This is a genomic window from Streptomyces sp. NPDC020996, from assembly GCF_040641355.1.
GTDB lineage: Bacteria > Actinomycetota > Actinomycetes > Streptomycetales > Streptomycetaceae > Streptomyces.
The window spans coordinates 57,851-75,468 of record NZ_JBFADM010000026.1 but is presented as its reverse complement, the minus strand read 5'-3'; the positions used below and the strand labels follow the sequence as shown (position 1 = coordinate 75,468).

Sequence of the window (17,618 nt, the reverse complement as noted above, 5' to 3'; positions counted from 1 at the left end):
CACGGCACGGCACGGCACGGCCCTCCCGGCCCGGCACGGCGCGGCACCGCCGGCGGAGCGCTCAGCGTCGGCGGTGGACCAGGCGGCCCGCGCACACCGTGGCGAGGCACGCGCCGGTGTCGTCGAAGACGGCGAGATCGGCGCGAGCCCCCGGCTCGACGCGGGGAACCGGCGCCGGCGTCGCGGACAGTACGCGCACCTCGTTGCGCTCGGCCGCGGCCCGCAGTTCGGGCGAGGCGGCGTGCTCCTCCGTGACCGCGGTCGCGCCGAGTTTCAGCACCGCGTGGATGCGCTCGCGCGGGCTCGGGGCGTCCGGCAGCGGGCCCTCGTGGACCCGGGCCGGCCCGAGGACGCCGGGCCAGCGCCGTACCCGCGCGTCCGGGTGGCGTTCGAGGAGGGCGGCGAACGGCCCCACCGCCTCGACGCGCGTGCCCGACACCACGACGGCGCCGTCCTCGACGGGCTCGGCGCCCTCGTCCCAGCTGGGGCGGACGTCGTCCGCCGCGTGAATGGTCAGCACGGTTACGTCAGTTGGAGGCGAGGATCTTCAGCTCGGGGTGCGCGGTGCCGCCCTCGATCGCCGTCGAGGAGATGTGCGAGACGACCCGCTCGTCGACCGGGTCGTTCGCCGGGTCGTCGTGCACGACGAGGTGCTCGTAGGTGGTGGACCGCTGGGCGGGGACGCGCCCGGCCTTGCGGATCAGGTCGATGATCTCCAGCCGGTTGGAGCGGTGCTTGGCGCCGGCCGAGGAGACGACGTTCTCCTCCAGCATGATCGAGCCGAGGTCGTCCGCGCCGTAGTGCAGCGACAGTTGCCCGACCTCCTTGCCCGTCGTCAGCCAAGAGCCCTGGATGTGCTGGACGTTGTCCAGGAACAGCCGGGCGATGGCGATCATCCGCAGGTACTCGAAGATCGTGGCCTGGGTGCGGCCCTTGAGGTGGTTGTTCTCGGGCTGGTAGGTGTACGGGATGAACGCCCGGAAGCCCCCGGTGCGGTCCTGCACGTCCCGGATCATCCGCAGGTGCTCGATGCGCTCGGCGTTGGTCTCGCCGGTGCCCATCAGCATCGTCGACGTCGACTCCACGCCCAGCCGGTGCGCCGCCTCCATGATCTCCAGCCAGCGCTCGCCGCTCTCCTTCAGCGGGGCGATGGCCTTGCGCGGCCGCTCGGGCAGCAGTTCGGCGCCGGCGCCCGCGAACGAGTCCAGGCCCGCCTCGTGGATGCGGGTGATGGCCTCCTCCACCGAGACCCCGCTGATGCGGGCCATGTGCTCCACCTCGGATGCGCCCAGGCTGTGGATGACCAGCTCCGGGAACTCCTTCTTGATGGCGGCGAAGTGCTTCTCGTAGTACTCGACGCCGTAGTCCGGGTGGTGCCCGCCCTGGAACATGATCTGCGTACCGCCGAGTTCGACGGTCTCCGCGCACCGGCGCAGGATGTCGTCGAGGTCGCGCGTCCAGCCCTTCTCGGTGTCCTTGGGCGCGGCGTAGAAGGCGCAGAACCGGCACGCGGTGACGCACACGTTCGTGTAGTTGATGTTGCGCTCGATGATGTACGTCGCGATGTGCTCGATGCCCGCGTACTTCCGGCGGCGTACGGCGTCGGCGGCCGCGCCGAGCGCGTGCAGCGGGGCGTCCCGGTAGAGGGCGAGCGCCTCCTCGGGGGTGATCCGCCCACCGGCGGCGGCACGGTCGAGGACGGACTGAAGGTCGGCCTTCTCGGTCACCGGCGTCCCTTTCGCAGAGTCGTCAGGGGTGTGGACGGACCGGACCAGCCTACGTCAGCGGTGTCGGGCGGCCGACGTCAGGCCGTGTACGCCCCGATCAGCAGGCCCAGGAAGGCTCCCGTGATCAGGAACGGGCCGAACGGGATCGCCGTCTTGCGCCCGGCCCGCCGCAGGGCCACCAGCGCGCCGCCGTACAGGGCGCCCAGCAGGAAGGCGGCGAACGTGCCGAGCATCAGCGTCGGCCAGCCGTACCAGCCGAGGGCCGCGCCCAGGCCGACCGCCAGCTTCACGTCGCCGAAGCCCATGCCGCCGGGGTTGACGAGGAACAGCACGAAGAACGCGCCGCCGAGCGCCAGGGCGCCGTACAGCGCGGTGAGCCAGTCGCCGGCGTGCTCCGGCACGAGCGCGGCGGCGCCGAGCAGGGCGAGCGCGGCGCCCGCGAGCGGGAGGGTGAGCGGGTCGGGCAGCCGCTGCACCCGCACGTCGACCACCGCCAGCAGCACCGCGACGGGCGCGAGCAGCAGCCAGACGGCGAGTTCGGGCCGGGTGCCGGTGACGGCGGCGAGCGCGGCGCAGACGAGGGCGGTGACGGGGACCGGGGTACGGGAGCCGTAGGACGCGTTGGCGCCTTCGCACGCCCCGCAGCGGGCCGGTCCGGCCCACCCGCCGACCGGATGCGTGCCGGGGCACTCCGACCGCCACGGCTCCCCCGCCGGCACCGAGAACCGGTACGCGGCCCGGGGCAGCAGCGCCCCCGCCGCCGCACCCCACAGCGCGGCGACGGCGACCAGCGCGACCGTGCTCATCGCAGCCGCGCTCATCCCGGCCGTGCTCATCCCACCGCGGCGGTGCCGGTGCGCCACGACGGCAGCAGCTCGTCGAGCAGCGCCTCGGTGCGCGGCGGCAGGCCCCGCGCACCGCTGCGGCCCACCAGGTCGGCGGCGACGGCGCGCAGCCTTTCCGGGTCGCCGGTGGCGTGGGTGGCGCGCAGCAGCTCGTGCCACAGCCGCTCGTCACCCGGCGCGGAGTTCAGGGCCGCGTCGAGCGCCTCGATGGCCCGCTCCGCGCGGTCCTTCTCCAGGTGGAACGCGGACAGGGCGAGCCCGATGTCCGCCACCAGCAGCGGCAGTTGGGCATCGACGATCTCGTGCGTGAGCCAGCGGTAGCGGCCCTCGGGCCGGTCGGCGAGCAGCGGCCCGCGCACCAGCACCAGCGCGTCGGTGAGCAGCCGGCCGCGCACGACCCGGCTGTCGACGCCCTTGCCCTGCGTGGCCTCGTGGTACAGCGAGCGCAGCACGTCCAGGTCCGAGACGACGGACTTGGCGAGCGTGAGCCGCCCGGTCTCGTCGGTGCGCAGCCGGGGGCTGCCGTCCGGGTCGGTGCCGAGCCAGGCGCCCAGCCGCTCCAGCAGCGCGTCCCGCACGTCCGGGGTGACTCCGCGCGGCCACAGCGCGGACGACAGCACGCGCGGGTGCACGCCCTCGCGGTGCAGCAGCAGCAGCGCGAGGGCTTCGTGCAGCAGGGCGCTGCGCTCGCCGTCCGGGGTGTCGAGGCCGATGATCTCGTACGGCCCGACCAGACGCGCGTACACCGCGGGCCGCCCCTGCTCGCTGATGTCGACGAGGAACGGCGGGGTGGTGGTGGGCCCGTCGGGGTCGTGCTCCGGGTCGGCCTCGACGAACAGTTCGACGACGGCGCGCTGTTGGGCGACCGGCAGGAGCTGCGCCTCCAGTTCGAGGCCGAGCAGCGGCGCGAGGAGCTTGCCCTCGCCGGTGATCTCCATCTCCCAGGCGGCGCCGGGCAGCTCGCCGGTCTCGGTGCCGACGAGGTAGCCGATGCCCAAGCGGCTCGCGTCGGCGGCGAGTTCGGCGAGCTTGACGGCGTCCTCGGCGGACGGCTGGGCGGCGAGCAGGACCAGGTGCGGGGCCCAACGGGTGTGCTGCGCGGGCCCGGTGCGGCCGGTCAGCACCGAGTCGTGCCCGGCCGCGCCCAGCGCACCGCGCCGCTGAGGCGTCTCCGCTTCCATCGTCTCTATGAGGGCGTCGACGCCGTCGAGGTGCCGCAGCCGGTTGGGCGCGAGCGGGGTGAGGTCCTCGCCGAACCCGACGAGGGTGATCGTCATGCGGTCCGACCAGCCGTTGGTGGCGAGTTCGGCGGCGACGGACGCGAACACGGCGGCCCGGTCGGCCTCGCGCCCGCTGAGGGAGACGATGCCGGGCACGGACTCCAGGTTGAGCAACAGCCGCGAGTCGTCCATGGTGCCCAGGCTGACAAGGCCGGGGTACGGGGCGGCGGTGTCGGCGTCCTCGTACCGCTCGGCGTCGGCGCGGGCCAGCATCCAGAACGTCTGGTCCTGCCCGAGCTGCCAGGGCGCGGGCGGCTTCCCGGCGGGCTGGGCGAGCTGAAGGTGAAGGTCGCCGCCCGTCAGCCAGGCCGCGTAGACGGTCGGCAACGGCCTTGACTCTGCCGCGAGTTGGGCGGCGAGCCCGCGCAGGGACCGGTCGAGGAGCCGTACGGCCTCGGGGTCGGCGCCGACGAGGAGGGCGTCCTGGGCGTCGGCGGCGTCACCGGTGGGCGTGGGCGGCTCCATGCCGCGCCGGCCGCCGGCCGAGCCGAGCGCCGACTGCCACAGCGCCTGCCGGCGACGGCGTCCGAGGGCGCCGAGAAGACCGGCGGCGAGGAGAGGTGCGGTGAGGAGGGCTTCGGGAAGCCCGAAGGAGTGGTCGGACTCCTGAGTCGCCCGGTCGGCGGCCGGGGCGGCGTGCTCGCGGGGCTGCGCGTCGGCGGCGGGCCGCTGCTCGGGCACGGACACCTGCCGGCCGTGCTGCCCGGCGGGCTGGGCGTGATCCCCGCTCTTGGCGTAGTCGTGGATCTGCTGCTGAACTTCCGGCGACACGTCGGCGCCCGGGTCGGGCATCTCGACGAGTTCGCCGCCGTGCGCGTCGCCGGGCATCTCCATGATCCAGCCGGGCCGAATCAGGCTGGCCTCGGAGAGCCTGGAGCCGTCGGGCTGGACGCGGTCCTTGTTGAGCTCGTAGATCTCCTTGTACCGGCGCCCGTCGCCGAGGTGGCGCTGGGCGATCTCCCAGAGGGAGTCGTGGTGACGCCCTTCCGGCGGCTGGATCCGGTAGTACTTCGTGTCGCCGTGCTGCCGGGCGCCGCTGCCGCCGTCGGCCTGCGCGGCGGCGTGCGAGGCCTGTTCGGCGAGGGCCGCGGCGGTGTCGGCGGCCTGCTCCTGCTGCTGCGCGAACAGTCCCGGGGTCGCCTGGGCGGCGGCGACGGCGGGCTGGTGGCCGCCCTCCAGGCCGTGCCCGAGCTGCGAGAGCCCCGGCGTGAGGCCGGCGGCGGTGGCCCCGACGAGCAGCAGGGCGGCGACGAGCTGGCGGGCGAGCAACTGGCTGGGGCCCGCGCCGGGCACCCGCCCCGGGACGCCGATGCCGGACAGCGCGGCCTTGACCTCCACCAGCACGCACGCGGTGAACTGCGCCCAGGCCAGCCACACCACGACCGTCAGGATGTGCAGGAACGTCGTGACGGTGATCTCCTGCTGGAGCCACTCCAGCTTCGGCGCCCCGTGCGGCAACGGCCACCCCACGAACACGGCCAGCGCACCCGGCACTCCGACGACCAGGACCACCAACGCGACGAACGCGAGGAACGCCTTGACGAAGTCCCCGAAGCTGCGCCGCCGCACGCGCACGGGCTGCGGGGTGCGGTTCCTCGGGACCGTCGAGGAGCCCGTCGGACTTGAGGTGCGGCGTCGCGGCATGGCGGGTTTCCTGGGTTTGGTGTGGGAGGAGTTGACGGCGGTGTGGGGGTGTACCGAGCCTACCGAGATCTTATGGATTCCGAACGGGGCCTACGCCGCGACGAGGTCACACCACACGTACTTCCCACGATTCCCGTCCCTGGCCAACGGCTGCCACCCCCACAGGTCGGAGCAGGCCCGGACCAGAGCGAGCCCCCGCCCCTCCTCCGCCCCGGCGAGCTGCTCCAACGACCCCGACGGCTGCGGCGGTTCAGGGCTCGCGTCCCACGCTCCGATCCGCAGCACACCGGCCGACCAGCGCACCCGCAGCGCCGCGGGCCCCTTGGTGTGGCGTACGGAGTTGGAGACCAGCTCTGTAGCGAGCAGCTCCGCGGTGTCGACCAGCCGGATGAGGCCGTGCATGGTCAGGATCAGGCGGAGGGTACGGCGGCAGACGGTGACGGCGCGGGGGTCGTTCGGGATGTAGAGGGAGTACTCCCACGGCTCGTTTTCAGGCATGACGGAACTCCTGCGAGAGAAAGGGATGTTCGGCGGGCCACACCACGGCGGCGGACGGTGGCAGTGCCGCAGCCGTCACGGCACGACGGAGCGGTGCGCTTCCGGCCCCGGGGTTTCTCAGCGTGTGCGGCGCGTCACCGACAGTAGGGCCACAATTTGGGACCCCGCAAGTCGCTGCCATAGTGTTCCACCCCAACGAGGTGCCGCATCAGGGAAGTCAGGGCCGCCGGGAAGGAAACCATGGCGCGCAGGAAAGAACCCACCGCCCGCCAGCAACGTCTGGGCGCTGAGCTGCGGAAACTGCGAGAGGCTGCCGGGCTCAAGGGGCGCGAGGCCGCCGCGTTGCTCGGTACGGACTCGGCGCAGGTGAGCCAGATCGAGTTCGGTACGGCAGGCGTGAGCGAGGAACGCGTCCGACGGCTCGCCGCCCACTACGCCTGTTCAGACGTCGACTTGGTCGAGGCGCTGGCAGCGATGGCCTCCGATCGCACCACCGGCTGGTGGGAGGAGTACCGGGGCCACCTGCCTACGTCGTTCCTGGACCTGTCCGAGCTGGAGCACCACGCGGCCTACCGATGGGATGTGGACTTCCTGCACATCCCTGGCCTCCTCCAGACCGAGGACTACGCACGGGCGCTCTTCTCCTACATGAACCCGGACTTTCCCGAGACCGAGTTGGAGCGCCGGGTGGAACACCGCATGAGGCGGAAGGTCATCATCGAGCGCCCCAGCGCCACGCCGTACAGGACAGTGATCCACGAAGCGGCACTGCGCATCATGGTCGGCAGCCGCGCTGCCGCACGGGCTCAACTCACCCGCGTCCTGGAGCTTTCCGAAGCGGACCACATCACCGTGCGCGTCATCCCCTTCGGTCTGACCGGCTTCGCCGGAGCCGGAAGCGCCATGGTGTACGCGGGCGGGCCGGTCCCCCAACTGGACACCGTGGTACGCGACGGACCCCACGGAACCGTATTCGTCGACGCCGAAGCCCAACTCGGCCGCTTCCGAACACTCTTCCGTAGAGTGGAGGCAGTGTCACTGGAGCCCGGGCGCTCACGTGACTTCATCGAGCGGCTGGCGAAGGAGCTGTGAGGCACACCATGGCCACCCCCGACACCTGGCGGAAGTCTTCCTACTCCGGCGGCGGCGAAGGCAACGCCTGCGTGGAGATAGCGAACCGCCATACCCACATAGCCATACGCGACTCGAAGGACCCGGCCAAGGGCACCCTCTCCCTGCCTTCCCCTTCCTTCACTGCGTTCGTCGACGCCCTGAAGGAAGGCGTCTTCCGGGACGCGGTCACTCACGTCCCGCGCTGAGGCGGACCGGCCGTCCCGGACAACTCCACGAAGTCGTCCACGACGGCCCTGAAGAACCGCGTGCGCGGTGGCGGACCGACAGCGCACCCGCGCCAGGGCGACCTGGCGCGACATCGCGGTCGGCGCCCTGCGACTGAACGGCGCGAAGAACATCGCCTCCGGCCGTCGCCGTAATGCTCGTGACGCCCGCCGGCCCCTCACGCTCCTGGGCCTCGCCTGAGCACGAAGCGGGCGTCACTCGACTACGCCGAAGCCCTGAGAGCTGTCGCAGAACAGCTTCAGGGTTCGATCTCGGTCAGGCGGACTGCCTCACGAGGTCATCGAGTGGAACTTCTCAGCGCTCCCTCGGACCAGGACCGAGAGGTAACGCCGCCTCAAATGGTCGGGGTGTCGTCAACAATCGGCCTGTGAATCTCAACGACCGGCTTCCACCCCGCGGAGAACTCGATGAAGTCCGCACGGGTGGGGTAGGTGTCGATCGCGCGACGGTCACGCTTGGGGCTGTCGCCTCCCTTGCGCCCCCGGGGAATCTGCTCCTCGAAGATGTCGACCTTCACGTCGGGAACCTCCTTGAGGCTCTGGCGCCAGATCTGCACGATGTCGGCGCCGAACGCCTGCCGAGCCGCAGCGTAAAGGGCCGTGAGGGCCCCCTTGTCCCCACCAGGGACGAAAAGCGCCAGGTCCAGTACGACACCGGCGGACTGGAGTACCTCGATGGTCACCGAGCCACTCTCGTCAGCCACGTAGATTCCGGCTTCATTCTCGTCGTCGGGAAGGCAGGAGACCTCTTCCTGGAATACGGTCCTCGCCGTGATCGAGCCGCCCTCGAAAAGCTCACCGGACTTGGTCAGAAAAGCAGGGACATAACAGTCGGGAAGTTTGAGTTCTGCCGTGTCGGCGGAAACGAAGATCCTGTCCTTCACGTCGAGCTTCGTCACCTCTTCCAGCGAGAGGCGGCGAGCGGCGATCTTCTCCGTGTTCACGATTTCCCTTTCAGGTTGCACTGTCCCTCCGGACAAGGACGCTACCACGAAACCCTGAGGTCAACTGCCCAGTAATCTTTGAGCAGATGACCTCCGATGACGTGCACGGGGGGATACCGAGGCGAGTGCCGGCGATTGCATTTCGACTCGCTGGGCAGCACGAAGGAACTAAAAGAGAGTTTACGGTAAATATCGCCCATATCCCCTTCAGGGAGGTGGCGGCCGCGTGGAAGGCGGCGGCCAGGCGGGCCAGGAAACGGTCGGCCACCGAATACACGGGAGCCGTTATCGTCTCGCGTATGTGAGGTGCGACCCGCGCCGGCCGTCACCGCGCTCAGTCGTCCCAAGGGGCATGCACGGGGCGGCGTTTCCACCACTCGCCGAGTTCCGGTTCAGGCTTGTCGGTCGTCGGGCGGACCCAGGGGCTCAGTGTGCGCTCCGGGTCAGGGACGGTGACCGCGCGGAACCGGGCGTCCAGGCGCGCCAGGAGTTGCCCGAGAACACCGTCGCGGGCTTCCGCCGGCATGGCACGCATCAACTCCTCCAACGCGTCACGGGAGTCCAGGTCGTTGCCGTAGGCGCTGATGGGGTAGAAGTCGTCGCTCGACCAGTCCCGTTCCGTCCGGCGTACCAGGCGCTCCCAGGACGCGAAACGGTCGGCCACCGAATACACGGGAGTCGTCATCTTCTCGCGTATGTGGGGTGCGACCCGCGCCCTCTCGACCTCCAGCCGGTCCGCGTCGCATTCCGCGATCGCATCGAGTACCGGCCGCGTCAGTTCACCCCACGCCGCTCTGGTTTCCGGGGCGCCCCGGAACACGTCGTACGGTGCCCGCTTCCGGCCCCGCCCCGTCATACCGCTCACTCCTTCAACTGTTTCAGGAAGTACTCGTAACCACCGTCGGGCTGCATGAAGGTTCCCTTGTCGCCTTCGCGGATCAGCATCGTCCCGGTGGCATCGTCCCACCAGGCGAAACGAGGGATACCCGACGGGGTGCTGCGCATACGGAACCCTGGTGAGCCGGTCATCATGTCTTCCAGGTATTCCGGCACGTCCAGGTCATCGACTCCCGGAATCCCACGCGCCTTGATGTCGCCGTGAGCAGCAATCTTGTCTGCTATGAGAGGCAGATTGCCCGCCTGGCTGGCGGCGTCCGGTTTGCCGATCTCGTAGAGCCCGAACGGATCCGAGGAGAGCCACGGATCGAGGCAGTAGAGGTAGGGGTTGGGCGAGGGGCCCAGACCGAGCGGGTCGGCGGTGACGTAGCGGGCCGTCTCGGGGTCGTAGTAGCGGTGGAAGTTGTAGTGCAGACCGCTTTCGGGGTCGTAGTACTGGCCCGGGAAACGCAGGGGTGTGTACGCGCTGTTCCCTCCGTGCCAGGCGGTCACTCCCCACGCTGTACTCCGGGCCTGCCAGGCCACATCGCCGTCCCGGCCGATCAGTTCGGTGGGCGCGCCCGACAGGTCGGTGACAATGGCGAAGAAGCGTGCGTCGATCTCCTCACGCGTGGCGGTGAGGATCCGTTCGGTCTGGGTGATCGGGCGCACGCCGTCGTGCTCCCAGGACAGTGCCACGGCATGCGGTTGCCCGGTGCTGCGGGTGAGCTGTTCGCAGAGCGAGGTCCCGTCCCAGGTGAAGTCGGTCTGCTCCGCCACCGCGCCGTCCGCGTCCAGGCGCTGTTTGGCGATGCGCCGGCCCATCGGGTCGTACTGGTACCGCCACAGCGTGCCGTCAGGGGTACGGACCGCGGTGAGCCGGTCTTCGGCGTCCCACGTGTACGTCCACGTTTCCGGCTTGCGAGAGAGACGCGCGCGGTGTTTGCGGACGACACGTCCCTGATCGTCGTAGTGGTAGCGGGTGTTCCCCGCCCGTATCAGCCGGGTGCCCGCCAGGTCACGGCCGCCGACCGCCGCCTGGCCAGGGTGCCGGGTCGGCCAGACGGCTGCTGTCTGGGATCCGTCGGCGCCATAGCCGTAGGACTCCGTCCAGTCCTCGGCCCGGACGGCGATGGTGCGACCGGCTTCGTCCAGTTCGAGCGTCCGGCTGAGGCCGTCCGGCTCCACGGTCCCGATCAGGTGCCCGTCGGCACGGTAGCGGTACGAACGATCACGTACGCTCCGTCCGTCTCCGGTGACCACCGCCTGTTCTGTGATTCTTCCGAGGTCGTCGTACACACGCGTCAACGACATCGCCTCGTCCACACCAAGAGACAGCAGTCGCCCGGCCGTGTCGTAACCGAAGTCGAGGGTGTGGCCCGCCGTGCGGGTTCGTGCCAGGTCACCCCGGTCGTCGTGGAGCCATGTGCTGGTCACGCCGGTGGGCGTGGTGCGGCTCAGGGGCCGGCCGGCAGCATCGTAGGAGAAGGTGCTGGTTCTGCCGTTGACGGTCTCGGAGATCACCCGGCCTTCCGCATCGCGCACGAGTGCCACGGTCGCGTGCGGGCCCTCGGCCCGGTACAGCCGGTCGTTCAGGTCGTAGGCGTAGGTGCTGACCGCCCCCTCCGCGTCCTTGGCGACCATGCGCCCGAAGACGTCCCTGGTGATGCGGGCAGTCTGCCCGAGTGCGTTGGTCCGGACGACGACCTGGCCCTTGGCGTCACGGCGGTAGGCCTGGGTGCGGCCGTCGAAGTCGGTCTCCGAGGTGAGCCGTCCCGCGACGTCGTACTCGTAGCTCCAGCACCGCCCGTCCGAGCGGCTCACCCTGACCAGCCGCAGCGAGGCGTCGTACTCGAACCCGTGACGGACGCCGTCCGGGGATGTCCGCGCGGCGAGCAGGTTGAAGTGGGTGTACTCGAACCGGGTCACCGCGCCGAGGGGGCCCGTGTGGCTGATCCGGTTGCCCTCGCCGTCGTACGTCCACACCTCCGCCGATCCGTCCGGTGCCGTCCGACGCAGCAGTTCGCCGTCCGGGCTCCAATCCGTGCGGGTCGTGCGGCCTTGCGGATCGGTGACGCTCACGACCCGGCCGAAGGCGTCGTGGGTGTAGCGGGTGGCACCCCCCGACGGGTCGGTGACGCACTCGGCCCGGCCCGCGGCGTCGCACCGCACGCGTGTGGTCCGTCCCGTGGGATCGGTGACCGAGGACAGGTGACCGGCGTCGTCATAGGTGTACCGAGTCGTGGCGCCTCCGGGTTTGGTGATCGCGACGCAGTTGCCGCGAGCGTCGTACCGACGGTGCTGGGTCAGCCCGTCCGGGCGGGTGATGCCGACCAGGTTGCCCTGAGCGTCGTACTCGGCCCGGATCGTCGTACCGTCCGGACGCTGCACGCTCAGAAGACGGCCGAGGCCGTCGTATGCCCTCCGGGTGGTGTGCCCCAGCTCGTCCGTCGTGGACAGTGGGTGATGGTGCTCGTCCCAGGTGTGGTGGACGGTGCCACCGAGCGGGTCGATCTCCGCGACGACCTGGCTGCTCTCGTTGACGACGTACTTGCTGACGGCGCCTTCGGCGGTGGTGACCGTGGTGATCCTCGTACCGGGCCAGGCCGGGTCCCTGCCGTCGTGGTCGAGAGTGAGGGCGAGGTGTCCCGCCTCGCCTCCCTCGGCCACGCAGCGATCCGCGCCGTCGTACGCATATGAGTAACTGCGGCCGTTGCGGTCGGTCCAGGACGTGATGCGGTGCCGGTCGTCGTAGGTGAGCCTCATCTCGGCACCGGCGGCGTTGCGGACCGCGGTGAGGCAACCGTCCGTGTACGCGTATCCGCGCACGGTCACATCGTCTCCGTCCGCACCCGCCCCGATCAGACGCAGGGCCGTGACCCGTCCGTCGGCGACCGAAAACGCGAGCTGATAGCCGCCCGAGTGGCGGATGGAGAGCGGTGTGCCGTCGGCGTCGTACTCGAAGTCGACGGCTGCACCGATGCGGTTCTGCACCCGCTTCAGCAGGGCGATGCCGGCGAAGGGGGCGTCGAAAGTACGGCTGACCCCGCTGGTGAGGTCATCGATGCGGTAGCCGCCGTCGGGCAGGCGGATCAGGAGTTGGCGAGGACCGGCTTCGGGAAGCACCGGGTCGTCCAGCCCTGTGGGGTGGGGGTAGGCAAGGAGCAGCCCGTCTTCGGTGACGAACACGATGCCCTGTTCATCGATCTCGAGCCGCTGGTCGATGGTGGAAGACCACGAGGGTCCGAACCACCAGCCACAGCGGTAATCCGAGGCGGCCCGGCGGAGGAAGGCGAACGGCAGGTTCCCGGGCAGAGCGACATCGGTCTCCGGCAGATACATCACGCCGGTGGCCATGTCGATCGGGTCGCTGCCCTTTGACTTGACAACGCTCCTCACGCGGTTGTACGCGCCCTTGGCCCCGTCCGCGAGCATGCCTCGGGCGTTCTTGCCGAGGCCGCGCAGGGCGAGCCCCATGGTCTTGAGGTCCTTCATCGCCGCAAGGCCGCCCTTGAGCCCCTTGGCGAGCCCGCCCAGAGTCGTGAGGCCCTTCATGCCGGGTATGCAGTCCAGTGCTGCGAATCCCACGTCCCACAAGGACGCCTGGCCCTTGGAGTATTTGTAGAGCGTGTCGGCGAGCACCACCAGCGCCGCGATCAGCACGATCGCGCCCAGGATCGGGCCGCCGATGATCATCGCGATGATGCCGACCACCGCGACGACGACCTTGCAGACCGTGACGATGGTGTCCCAGTTGTCCTCGAACCAGTCGCCGACCTCCTCCCACCACGACCGGTTCTGGATCCCCGCGTCGGAGGCCTCGTCGATCTTCTGCTTGGCCTCCCGCGCCGCCTCCTCGCGCATCTTGCGGGCGTCCTCGGCCATCTTCTTCGCCGCGGACAGGGCATCCTGCGCGTCGGAGACGTCCGACTGGGCCTTCGTATGGGCGGACTTGGCGTGCTGCACGTCCCGCGTCGCGGCGCGGACCTTCGACTCGTCCGGCTTGTCGGCGTCCGACTTGCTGCCGGTCGGGTCGTCCTTGTACTTGTCGGCCTCCTTGGTGGCCCGGGTCACCCAGGAGTCGGCGGACGCCAGCCGCGACTGCGCCGACGACAGGTTGTCCCGCGCCTCGCGCGCCTTCGCCAGCGCCTTGTCCGCCAGCGCCTGCGCCCGCTCCAGCTTCGGCCAGTACGCGGCCAGCGCGTCGCCGCACAGGTCGTACGACTTCTTCAGCTTCTTGAGGTTCTTCGGGACGCCGGAGAACTCCTCCTTGAACACCTCGGCGGACTTCCCGGCCCACCGCAGGGCCGCGTCCTCCTCCGCCATCCCCTTCACGACCCGCAACGCCTCGGACACGTCGTCCGCGAAGTCGTGAAGCGTCCGGGCCAGCGTCCGTACGCGCTCGGGGTCGCCCGGCGTCGGATCCTTCTCCAGGTCCAGGACATGCCAGTCGTGCGGCCGGTGCCCCGCCATCTGCAACCCCCGTCACATGCGCACCATCAACACCCGTATGCACACGTGAACTTACACGGCACGACAGTTCGACGAGGAGAAGATCAGACCGAGCCCGGCGTGGAACGCCCACGCACGGCCTGCCGGGCTTCCTCGACCGCATCTCGGGCGCGGAGCCACCAGCCCTGCAGCGTGTTCCGCACCGATGCCAGCAGCCATCGCCACTTGAACCACGGCGGCAGCTTCCGGAACCACACATACGTCAGCGTGTCCCTGATCGCGTTCTCGGCGACACCACCGGCACCTTCGTCACGCAGTGCGGCGTACAGATCCGGCGTGAGCTCGCCGTGGAGGCGCGCGACGACGCCCGCCGCAGTGAATGCCGGTTCTCTCCGAGAGGCGTCCAGCACGCGCATCGCCCGCACGATCCGCGGCGACGCCACCGCCGGCGGACAGGTGAACGCCAACCCGATCACCGCCGTGCCGAGATGCTGCTCACCACGCGCGAACGCGGCGTCGACCGCGGCTGGATCGTCGATGCCCGACAGGCCCTCGCCCGTCTCCCAGTCGTAGTCGGATGTCATCGCTCATCAGCGCCTTCCGGCCGAGCGCGGCCGAATCAGATGCCCCAGGGATCGGAGTGCGGATTCGCCGCCGGGTCCTGGGACCAGATCAGGTCGCGTCACCGTCCGCGCCTTGCTCGCGGAAGTCCGCTTCGAGGATCCAGTACTCGTCTCCTTCAGCACTCGCCGCACAGACGCGATGTCCGCTCAGCGACCGAGCGATGAAGAGCAACTCCCCCTGCGGATCCACCAAGGCCGTCACATCGGCGTCATCGGTCATCCTCACGCGCAACCAGCCGTGGTCCATGCCGACGGCAACCAGAAACGAACGGTCGTCAGACAGCACGTCGCCACGGCGCGCATGGTCCCTCCATGCTTCGTCGACACGCTGAGCGGCGCCGGCCGCACGCCGTGGAATGCGCTCGACGGGCTCGGCATCGATGTGGACGACCTTGTGGAACGCTTCCGTGACCGATGGCCCGCCACTCCCGGTGAACCAGCCGACCACGTCCAGGCCGGCACTGCGGAACCGCGATTCGATGTCCGCTTCCATCATTCTCCCCGCCGTATCCCGCTTCGGCCTCCGGCAGCGGAAGAGATCCGCCCCCAGCTCAGCCCGTGAACCGGAACGTCGAGGTGATCGCGTCGAAGATGTCGAAGAACGAGTCCGCCAGGTCCAGGACCTGGCTGCTGCCCGCCACCAGCGCGACCTTGCCCTCCTGGCCGGGGACCGGGATGAACGTCTGCATCAGCACCGCGCGGATCGTGCGGCCCAGGCTGTCGTCCGGTACGGCGACGTCCTCGATGCCGTAGGTACGCGCCGCCGCGCCCACGCCGGGGATGTCGACCGTCGTCACCTTGCGCCAGGAGTCGCCGTCCTTCTTGGCCTCCTTGGGCGCCAGGCCGGCGGCGATCGCGGACGGGTCGGTCGACAGGGGCGCCCCGTCGCGGGTGCGGCCGCCGACCAGGGACACCGTCACCGAGCCGGTGATCGGCGTGTCCCCGCCGAAGTTCTCCGCCATGCAACCGCAGTACAGCGCGCCCGACTTCCACGCGTCCGCGGCCGCCTTCCGCAGGAAGGTGACGTAGGTGTCGCGGTACGACGCCAACTCCGGCTGCTGGGCGACCCGTTCGTCGACCATGCGGCGGATCGAGTCGTCACGCGACTCCGGCCGTACGTCGAACTCCCACCACGACTCCGGCACCTTGATCCGGAAGCCTCCGCGCTCGACCGTGAGCGTCTCCATGTAGCGGGCCATGACGTGTCCGGTTCTCCCCGTGTGTGGACGTGGTTTCGTTGTACGGTGCCGCCCAGACTACGAGACCGGGGGATGTGCGGATGGGCCAGGGCAAGAGCGACCTCGCGCTGCCGCTGAGCGAGCTCGAGGACTACGGCAAGCGGCTGCGCTCCCTCAAGACGCGGCTGAACCACACCAAGAGACTCTTCGAGTCCTACAAGGACGACATCGGCGACAGCAGCGTCAACCACGCCCTCGACGACTTCGAGTCCAACTGGGAGGACGGCCGCGAGGACATCACCCAGCAGCTCGACGCGCTCGCCGACATGTCCGACGCCGTGGTCCGCGAGTTCAAGAAGCTCGACGTCGACCTCGCCAAGAAGGTCCGCGACGGGGTCAAGGAGGAGGAGCGGAAGGTCGGCGGCGGGGGCAAGGGGCACAGTCAGGCCGATTGAGCGGCTGACCGGCCGCGCGGGGTCAGCCGACCTCGTTCTCGGCCACCGCCTGCCCGTGCACGACCACGTCCCCGCCGTAGAACATCCCGGTGAACACCGGCGCGTACGTCAACTGCACCTCGACCTGGACCCGTTGGGCGTCGGCCGCCACGCAGTGGGTCGCGGCGACGTCCGGACCGGACATGTCCATCTCGCGGGCGAACGCCTTGACGCGGGCGTCGCAGTTCTCGTAGTTGATCGGCGCCGGGCCGCCCTGGTTGTCGTAAAGGGCCTCCCGGTCTATGTCCTGGGCGGCGTAACGGGCGGCCTGTTCCGCTATGTCGGCGGCGCGTTCCCGCTTCGAGATGGACATGCCGCCGTCGATGACGAAGGCCGACAGCGACAGGAAGACGAGCGCGAAGATGATGACCGCGCCGGCGCCCGAGCCGCGGTCGTCCAGGCGGGCGTAGCGGGAGGACAGCCAGCCACGCACCCGTTCCCAGCGGTCCCTCACGCCGTCCTCCGGTACGGGTCCAGCGGCGAGCTGAAGCTCGCCGTCAGCGTCGTGGGCACGTCCAGGCCCAGCATCGCCAGGCCGCGCACCCGGCAGCTCACCTCGACCGTGAAGATGGTGTCCGACTCGAAGCCCTGGCTGGTCTGCACCACGGTCACCGGGCCCGAGCAGACATCCGTGAGGTCGGCCTCGGCCGCCTTCCTCGCCTCCGCCATCGCGGTCGCGTGATCCTTCTGGATCGAGCCCGCGCGGGCCGCGTCGCGCGCCGCGCCGTCGAGCGCGCCGCGGCCGTCGACCAGCTGGCCGAACGCCACCAGCACCAGAATGAACAGGATCATCACCGGGGCGAGGATCACCACCTCCACGGTGGACAGCCCACGGTCGTCGACGAGTTCGTCACCGGGCCGCTGCCGACGGCGCGTCTCCGGGCAGGACGACGGCATCAGTTCCCGTCCTCCCGTACGAATCGTTCCACCGGCCCCTCCGACTGCGCGTGCACCGTCAGGTCCAGCCCGGGGAACACGGTCGGCACCCGGGCGGAGATCTCCACGCCCACCGTGTTCTGGTCCGGCTGGAGCATGGTCACGTCCGGCGACAGCACGAGTTGCGGGCCGAGCTGGCCGATGTAGCTGTCGACCACGGTCCGCGCCTCGCCGCGCCACGCCCCCGGCTGGTCGTGCGCCGTGGCACGGGCCTTGCGGGCGCCGGCCTGGGCCGCCGCCTGCGCCACGTGGTCGGCGAAGAAGTACAGGGCGAACTGCACCGTGGCGAAGATCATGAAGAACAGCACCGGCGTGAGCAGCACGAACTCGATCGCGGTCATGCCGGAGTCACCGCGGGCGGAGGCGGCCTCCACCCGGCGGCGTGTCCATCGAGCTACGCGCACCGAGAACCCCGTTGAGTAGATGGGACGTTCAGCAGGTCTTGCTCGCGCTGGCGCCCTTGATGCAGTCGCCGACCTTGGTCGCTCCGTCGCTCAGCGCCTGGTTGATGATCGCCGCGACCACTCCCACGATCGCCACGACGACCGCCGAGATGATGACCCACTCGACCGCGGAGGCGCCGCGGTCCAGTTCGCCCGAGCGGGCCCGCTCGACACGGCCGCGCAGGAACGTGACCAGGAAGTCCACGGCCGGGACGCCGGTGTGGAAGTTACGTGCGTTCATGACGCGTTGTCCTCTCGAAATCGTCCGAAGTCCGAAGAAGGCTGCGGAACGGCTCTGCGGAACGGGTACGGCTCTGCGG

The 17,618-nt window shown here is 70.1% G+C and carries 19 protein-coding genes; 4 read left to right on the top strand and 15 right to left on the bottom strand.

Translation table 11 applies throughout. From position 1 onward, the window contains the following. Positions 1–61: 61 nt before the first annotated feature. From AB0G63_RS19525 to AB0G63_RS19505, 5 genes are all read right to left on the bottom strand, one after another. Complete coding sequence (locus AB0G63_RS19525; protein WP_360751570.1) at positions 62–520, bottom strand: hypothetical protein; 459 nt, start codon at positions 518–520, stop codon at positions 62–64. A 7-nt stretch (positions 521–527) separates the two neighbouring features. Next, positions 528–1,727, bottom strand: coding sequence for a cyclic dehypoxanthinyl futalosine synthase (mqnC, locus tag AB0G63_RS19520; RefSeq protein ID WP_324786338.1), 1,200 nt, complete (start codon positions 1,725–1,727; stop codon positions 528–530). Positions 1,728–1,804: 77 nt separating this feature from the next. Then, positions 1,805–2,533: an A24 family peptidase gene (locus AB0G63_RS19515; RefSeq protein ID WP_360751568.1), complete on the bottom strand. Its 729-nt coding sequence runs from the start codon at positions 2,531–2,533 to the stop codon at positions 1,805–1,807. 26 nt (positions 2,534–2,559) lie between these two features. Beyond that, on the bottom strand, positions 2,560–5,496 hold the full coding sequence (locus AB0G63_RS19510) for a BTAD domain-containing putative transcriptional regulator (RefSeq protein WP_360751565.1): 2,937 nt from the start codon (positions 5,494–5,496) through the stop codon (positions 2,560–2,562). Between the two features lie 90 nt (positions 5,497–5,586). Next, positions 5,587–5,994 (bottom strand): ATP-binding protein, encoded by a 408-nt coding sequence (locus tag AB0G63_RS19505; protein WP_360751563.1) that lies wholly within the window; start codon positions 5,992–5,994, stop codon positions 5,587–5,589. A 240-nt stretch (positions 5,995–6,234) separates the two neighbouring features. Between AB0G63_RS19505 and AB0G63_RS19500 the strand changes: the two genes are divergently transcribed. The 3 genes from AB0G63_RS19500 to AB0G63_RS19490 all read left to right on the top strand — a co-directional run bounded on the left by AB0G63_RS19500 (position 6,235) and on the right by AB0G63_RS19490 (position 7,533). Further along, the gene (locus AB0G63_RS19500) at positions 6,235–7,086 is read left to right on the top strand and encodes a helix-turn-helix transcriptional regulator (RefSeq protein WP_360751560.1); all 852 of its coding nucleotides are present in this window, start codon (positions 6,235–6,237) and stop codon (positions 7,084–7,086) included. A gap of 8 nt (positions 7,087–7,094) precedes the next feature. Beyond that, entirely contained in the window at positions 7,095–7,313 is a 219-nt protein-coding gene (locus AB0G63_RS19495) for a DUF397 domain-containing protein (RefSeq protein WP_360751557.1), read from the top strand. 67 nt (positions 7,314–7,380) lie between these two features. After that, positions 7,381–7,533 (top strand): hypothetical protein, encoded by a 153-nt coding sequence (locus tag AB0G63_RS19490; protein ID WP_360751554.1) that lies wholly within the window; start codon positions 7,381–7,383, stop codon positions 7,531–7,533. A 154-nt stretch (positions 7,534–7,687) separates the two neighbouring features. Here the strand turns inward: AB0G63_RS19490 and AB0G63_RS19485 are convergent, their stop codons facing one another. The 6 genes from AB0G63_RS19485 to AB0G63_RS19460 all read right to left on the bottom strand — a co-directional run bounded on the left by AB0G63_RS19485 (position 7,688) and on the right by AB0G63_RS19460 (position 15,446). Then, entirely contained in the window at positions 7,688–8,296 is a 609-nt protein-coding gene (locus AB0G63_RS19485) for a hypothetical protein (RefSeq protein WP_360751551.1), read from the bottom strand. 334 nt (positions 8,297–8,630) lie between these two features. Next, positions 8,631–8,981 carry a hypothetical protein gene (locus AB0G63_RS19480; RefSeq protein WP_360751548.1) on the bottom strand — a complete coding sequence of 117 codons (351 nt, stop codon included), beginning with the start codon at positions 8,979–8,981 and terminating at the stop codon, positions 8,631–8,633. Between the two features lie 176 nt (positions 8,982–9,157). Further along, the gene (locus AB0G63_RS19475) at positions 9,158–13,645 is read right to left on the bottom strand and encodes an RHS repeat-associated core domain-containing protein (protein WP_360751545.1); all 4,488 of its coding nucleotides are present in this window, start codon (positions 13,643–13,645) and stop codon (positions 9,158–9,160) included. An 83-nt stretch (positions 13,646–13,728) separates the two neighbouring features. Next, positions 13,729–14,208: a hypothetical protein gene (locus tag AB0G63_RS19470; protein ID WP_360751543.1), complete on the bottom strand. Its 480-nt coding sequence runs from the start codon at positions 14,206–14,208 to the stop codon at positions 13,729–13,731. An 88-nt stretch (positions 14,209–14,296) separates the two neighbouring features. Continuing rightward, complete coding sequence (locus AB0G63_RS19465; protein ID WP_360751540.1) at positions 14,297–14,743, bottom strand: hypothetical protein; 447 nt, start codon at positions 14,741–14,743, stop codon at positions 14,297–14,299. A 55-nt stretch (positions 14,744–14,798) separates the two neighbouring features. Beyond that, positions 14,799–15,446: a hypothetical protein gene (locus AB0G63_RS19460; protein WP_360751538.1), complete on the bottom strand. Its 648-nt coding sequence runs from the start codon at positions 15,444–15,446 to the stop codon at positions 14,799–14,801. A gap of 80 nt (positions 15,447–15,526) precedes the next feature. Here AB0G63_RS19460 and AB0G63_RS19455 point away from each other — a divergent pair, with 80 nt between their 5' ends. Beyond that, positions 15,527–15,880: a hypothetical protein gene (locus AB0G63_RS19455; protein ID WP_360751536.1), complete on the top strand. Its 354-nt coding sequence runs from the start codon at positions 15,527–15,529 to the stop codon at positions 15,878–15,880. A gap of 22 nt (positions 15,881–15,902) precedes the next feature. Here the strand turns inward: AB0G63_RS19455 and AB0G63_RS19450 are convergent, their stop codons facing one another. The 4 genes from AB0G63_RS19450 to AB0G63_RS19435 form a co-directional block, all read right to left on the bottom strand. Beyond that, the gene (locus AB0G63_RS19450; RefSeq protein WP_360751533.1) at positions 15,903–16,373 is read right to left on the bottom strand and encodes a pilus assembly protein TadG-related protein; all 471 of its coding nucleotides are present in this window, start codon (positions 16,371–16,373) and stop codon (positions 15,903–15,905) included. Then, the gene (locus AB0G63_RS19445; RefSeq protein ID WP_360751531.1) at positions 16,370–16,816 is read right to left on the bottom strand and encodes a TadE/TadG family type IV pilus assembly protein; all 447 of its coding nucleotides are present in this window, start codon (positions 16,814–16,816) and stop codon (positions 16,370–16,372) included. Before AB0G63_RS19445 ends, AB0G63_RS19450 begins: the two co-directional genes overlap by 4 nt. Continuing rightward, the gene (locus AB0G63_RS19440) at positions 16,816–17,196 is read right to left on the bottom strand and encodes a TadE family protein (RefSeq protein WP_360751529.1); all 381 of its coding nucleotides are present in this window, start codon (positions 17,194–17,196) and stop codon (positions 16,816–16,818) included. Before AB0G63_RS19440 ends, AB0G63_RS19445 begins: the two co-directional genes overlap by 1 nt. Positions 17,197–17,287: 91 nt before the next feature. After that, a complete protein-coding gene (locus tag AB0G63_RS19435; protein WP_324786362.1) occupies positions 17,288–17,539 on the bottom strand; it encodes a hypothetical protein in 252 nt (83 codons plus the stop codon). Positions 17,540–17,618: the final 79 nt, after the last annotated feature.

Coding starts and splice junctions, on each gene's coding strand:
- AB0G63_RS19515 (WP_360751568.1), bottom strand. CDS start 2,533: ATGAGCACGGTCGCGCTGGTCGCCGTCGCCGCGCTGTGGGGTGCGGCG.
- AB0G63_RS19510 (WP_360751565.1), bottom strand. CDS start 5,496: ATGCCGCGACGCCGCACCTCAAGTCCGACGGGCTCCTCGACGGTCCCG.
- AB0G63_RS19505 (WP_360751563.1), bottom strand. CDS start 5,994: ATGCCTGAAAACGAGCCGTGGGAGTACTCCCTCTACATCCCGAACGAC.
- AB0G63_RS19500 (WP_360751560.1), top strand. CDS start 6,235: ATGGCGCGCAGGAAAGAACCCACCGCCCGCCAGCAACGTCTGGGCGCT.
- AB0G63_RS19495 (WP_360751557.1), top strand. CDS start 7,095: ATGGCCACCCCCGACACCTGGCGGAAGTCTTCCTACTCCGGCGGCGGC.
- AB0G63_RS19480 (WP_360751548.1), bottom strand. CDS start 8,981: ATGACGACTCCCGTGTATTCGGTGGCCGACCGTTTCGCGTCCTGGGAG.
- AB0G63_RS19475 (WP_360751545.1), bottom strand. CDS start 13,645: ATGGCGGGGCACCGGCCGCACGACTGGCATGTCCTGGACCTGGAGAAG.
- AB0G63_RS19470 (WP_360751543.1), bottom strand. CDS start 14,208: ATGACATCCGACTACGACTGGGAGACGGGCGAGGGCCTGTCGGGCATC.
- AB0G63_RS19465 (WP_360751540.1), bottom strand. CDS start 14,743: ATGATGGAAGCGGACATCGAATCGCGGTTCCGCAGTGCCGGCCTGGAC.
- AB0G63_RS19460 (WP_360751538.1), bottom strand. CDS start 15,446: ATGGCCCGCTACATGGAGACGCTCACGGTCGAGCGCGGAGGCTTCCGG.
- AB0G63_RS19455 (WP_360751536.1), top strand. CDS start 15,527: ATGGGCCAGGGCAAGAGCGACCTCGCGCTGCCGCTGAGCGAGCTCGAG.
- AB0G63_RS19445 (WP_360751531.1), bottom strand. CDS start 16,816: ATGCCGTCGTCCTGCCCGGAGACGCGCCGTCGGCAGCGGCCCGGTGAC.
- AB0G63_RS19440 (WP_360751529.1), bottom strand. CDS start 17,196: ATGACCGCGATCGAGTTCGTGCTGCTCACGCCGGTGCTGTTCTTCATG.
- AB0G63_RS19435 (WP_324786362.1), bottom strand. CDS start 17,539: ATGAACGCACGTAACTTCCACACCGGCGTCCCGGCCGTGGACTTCCTG.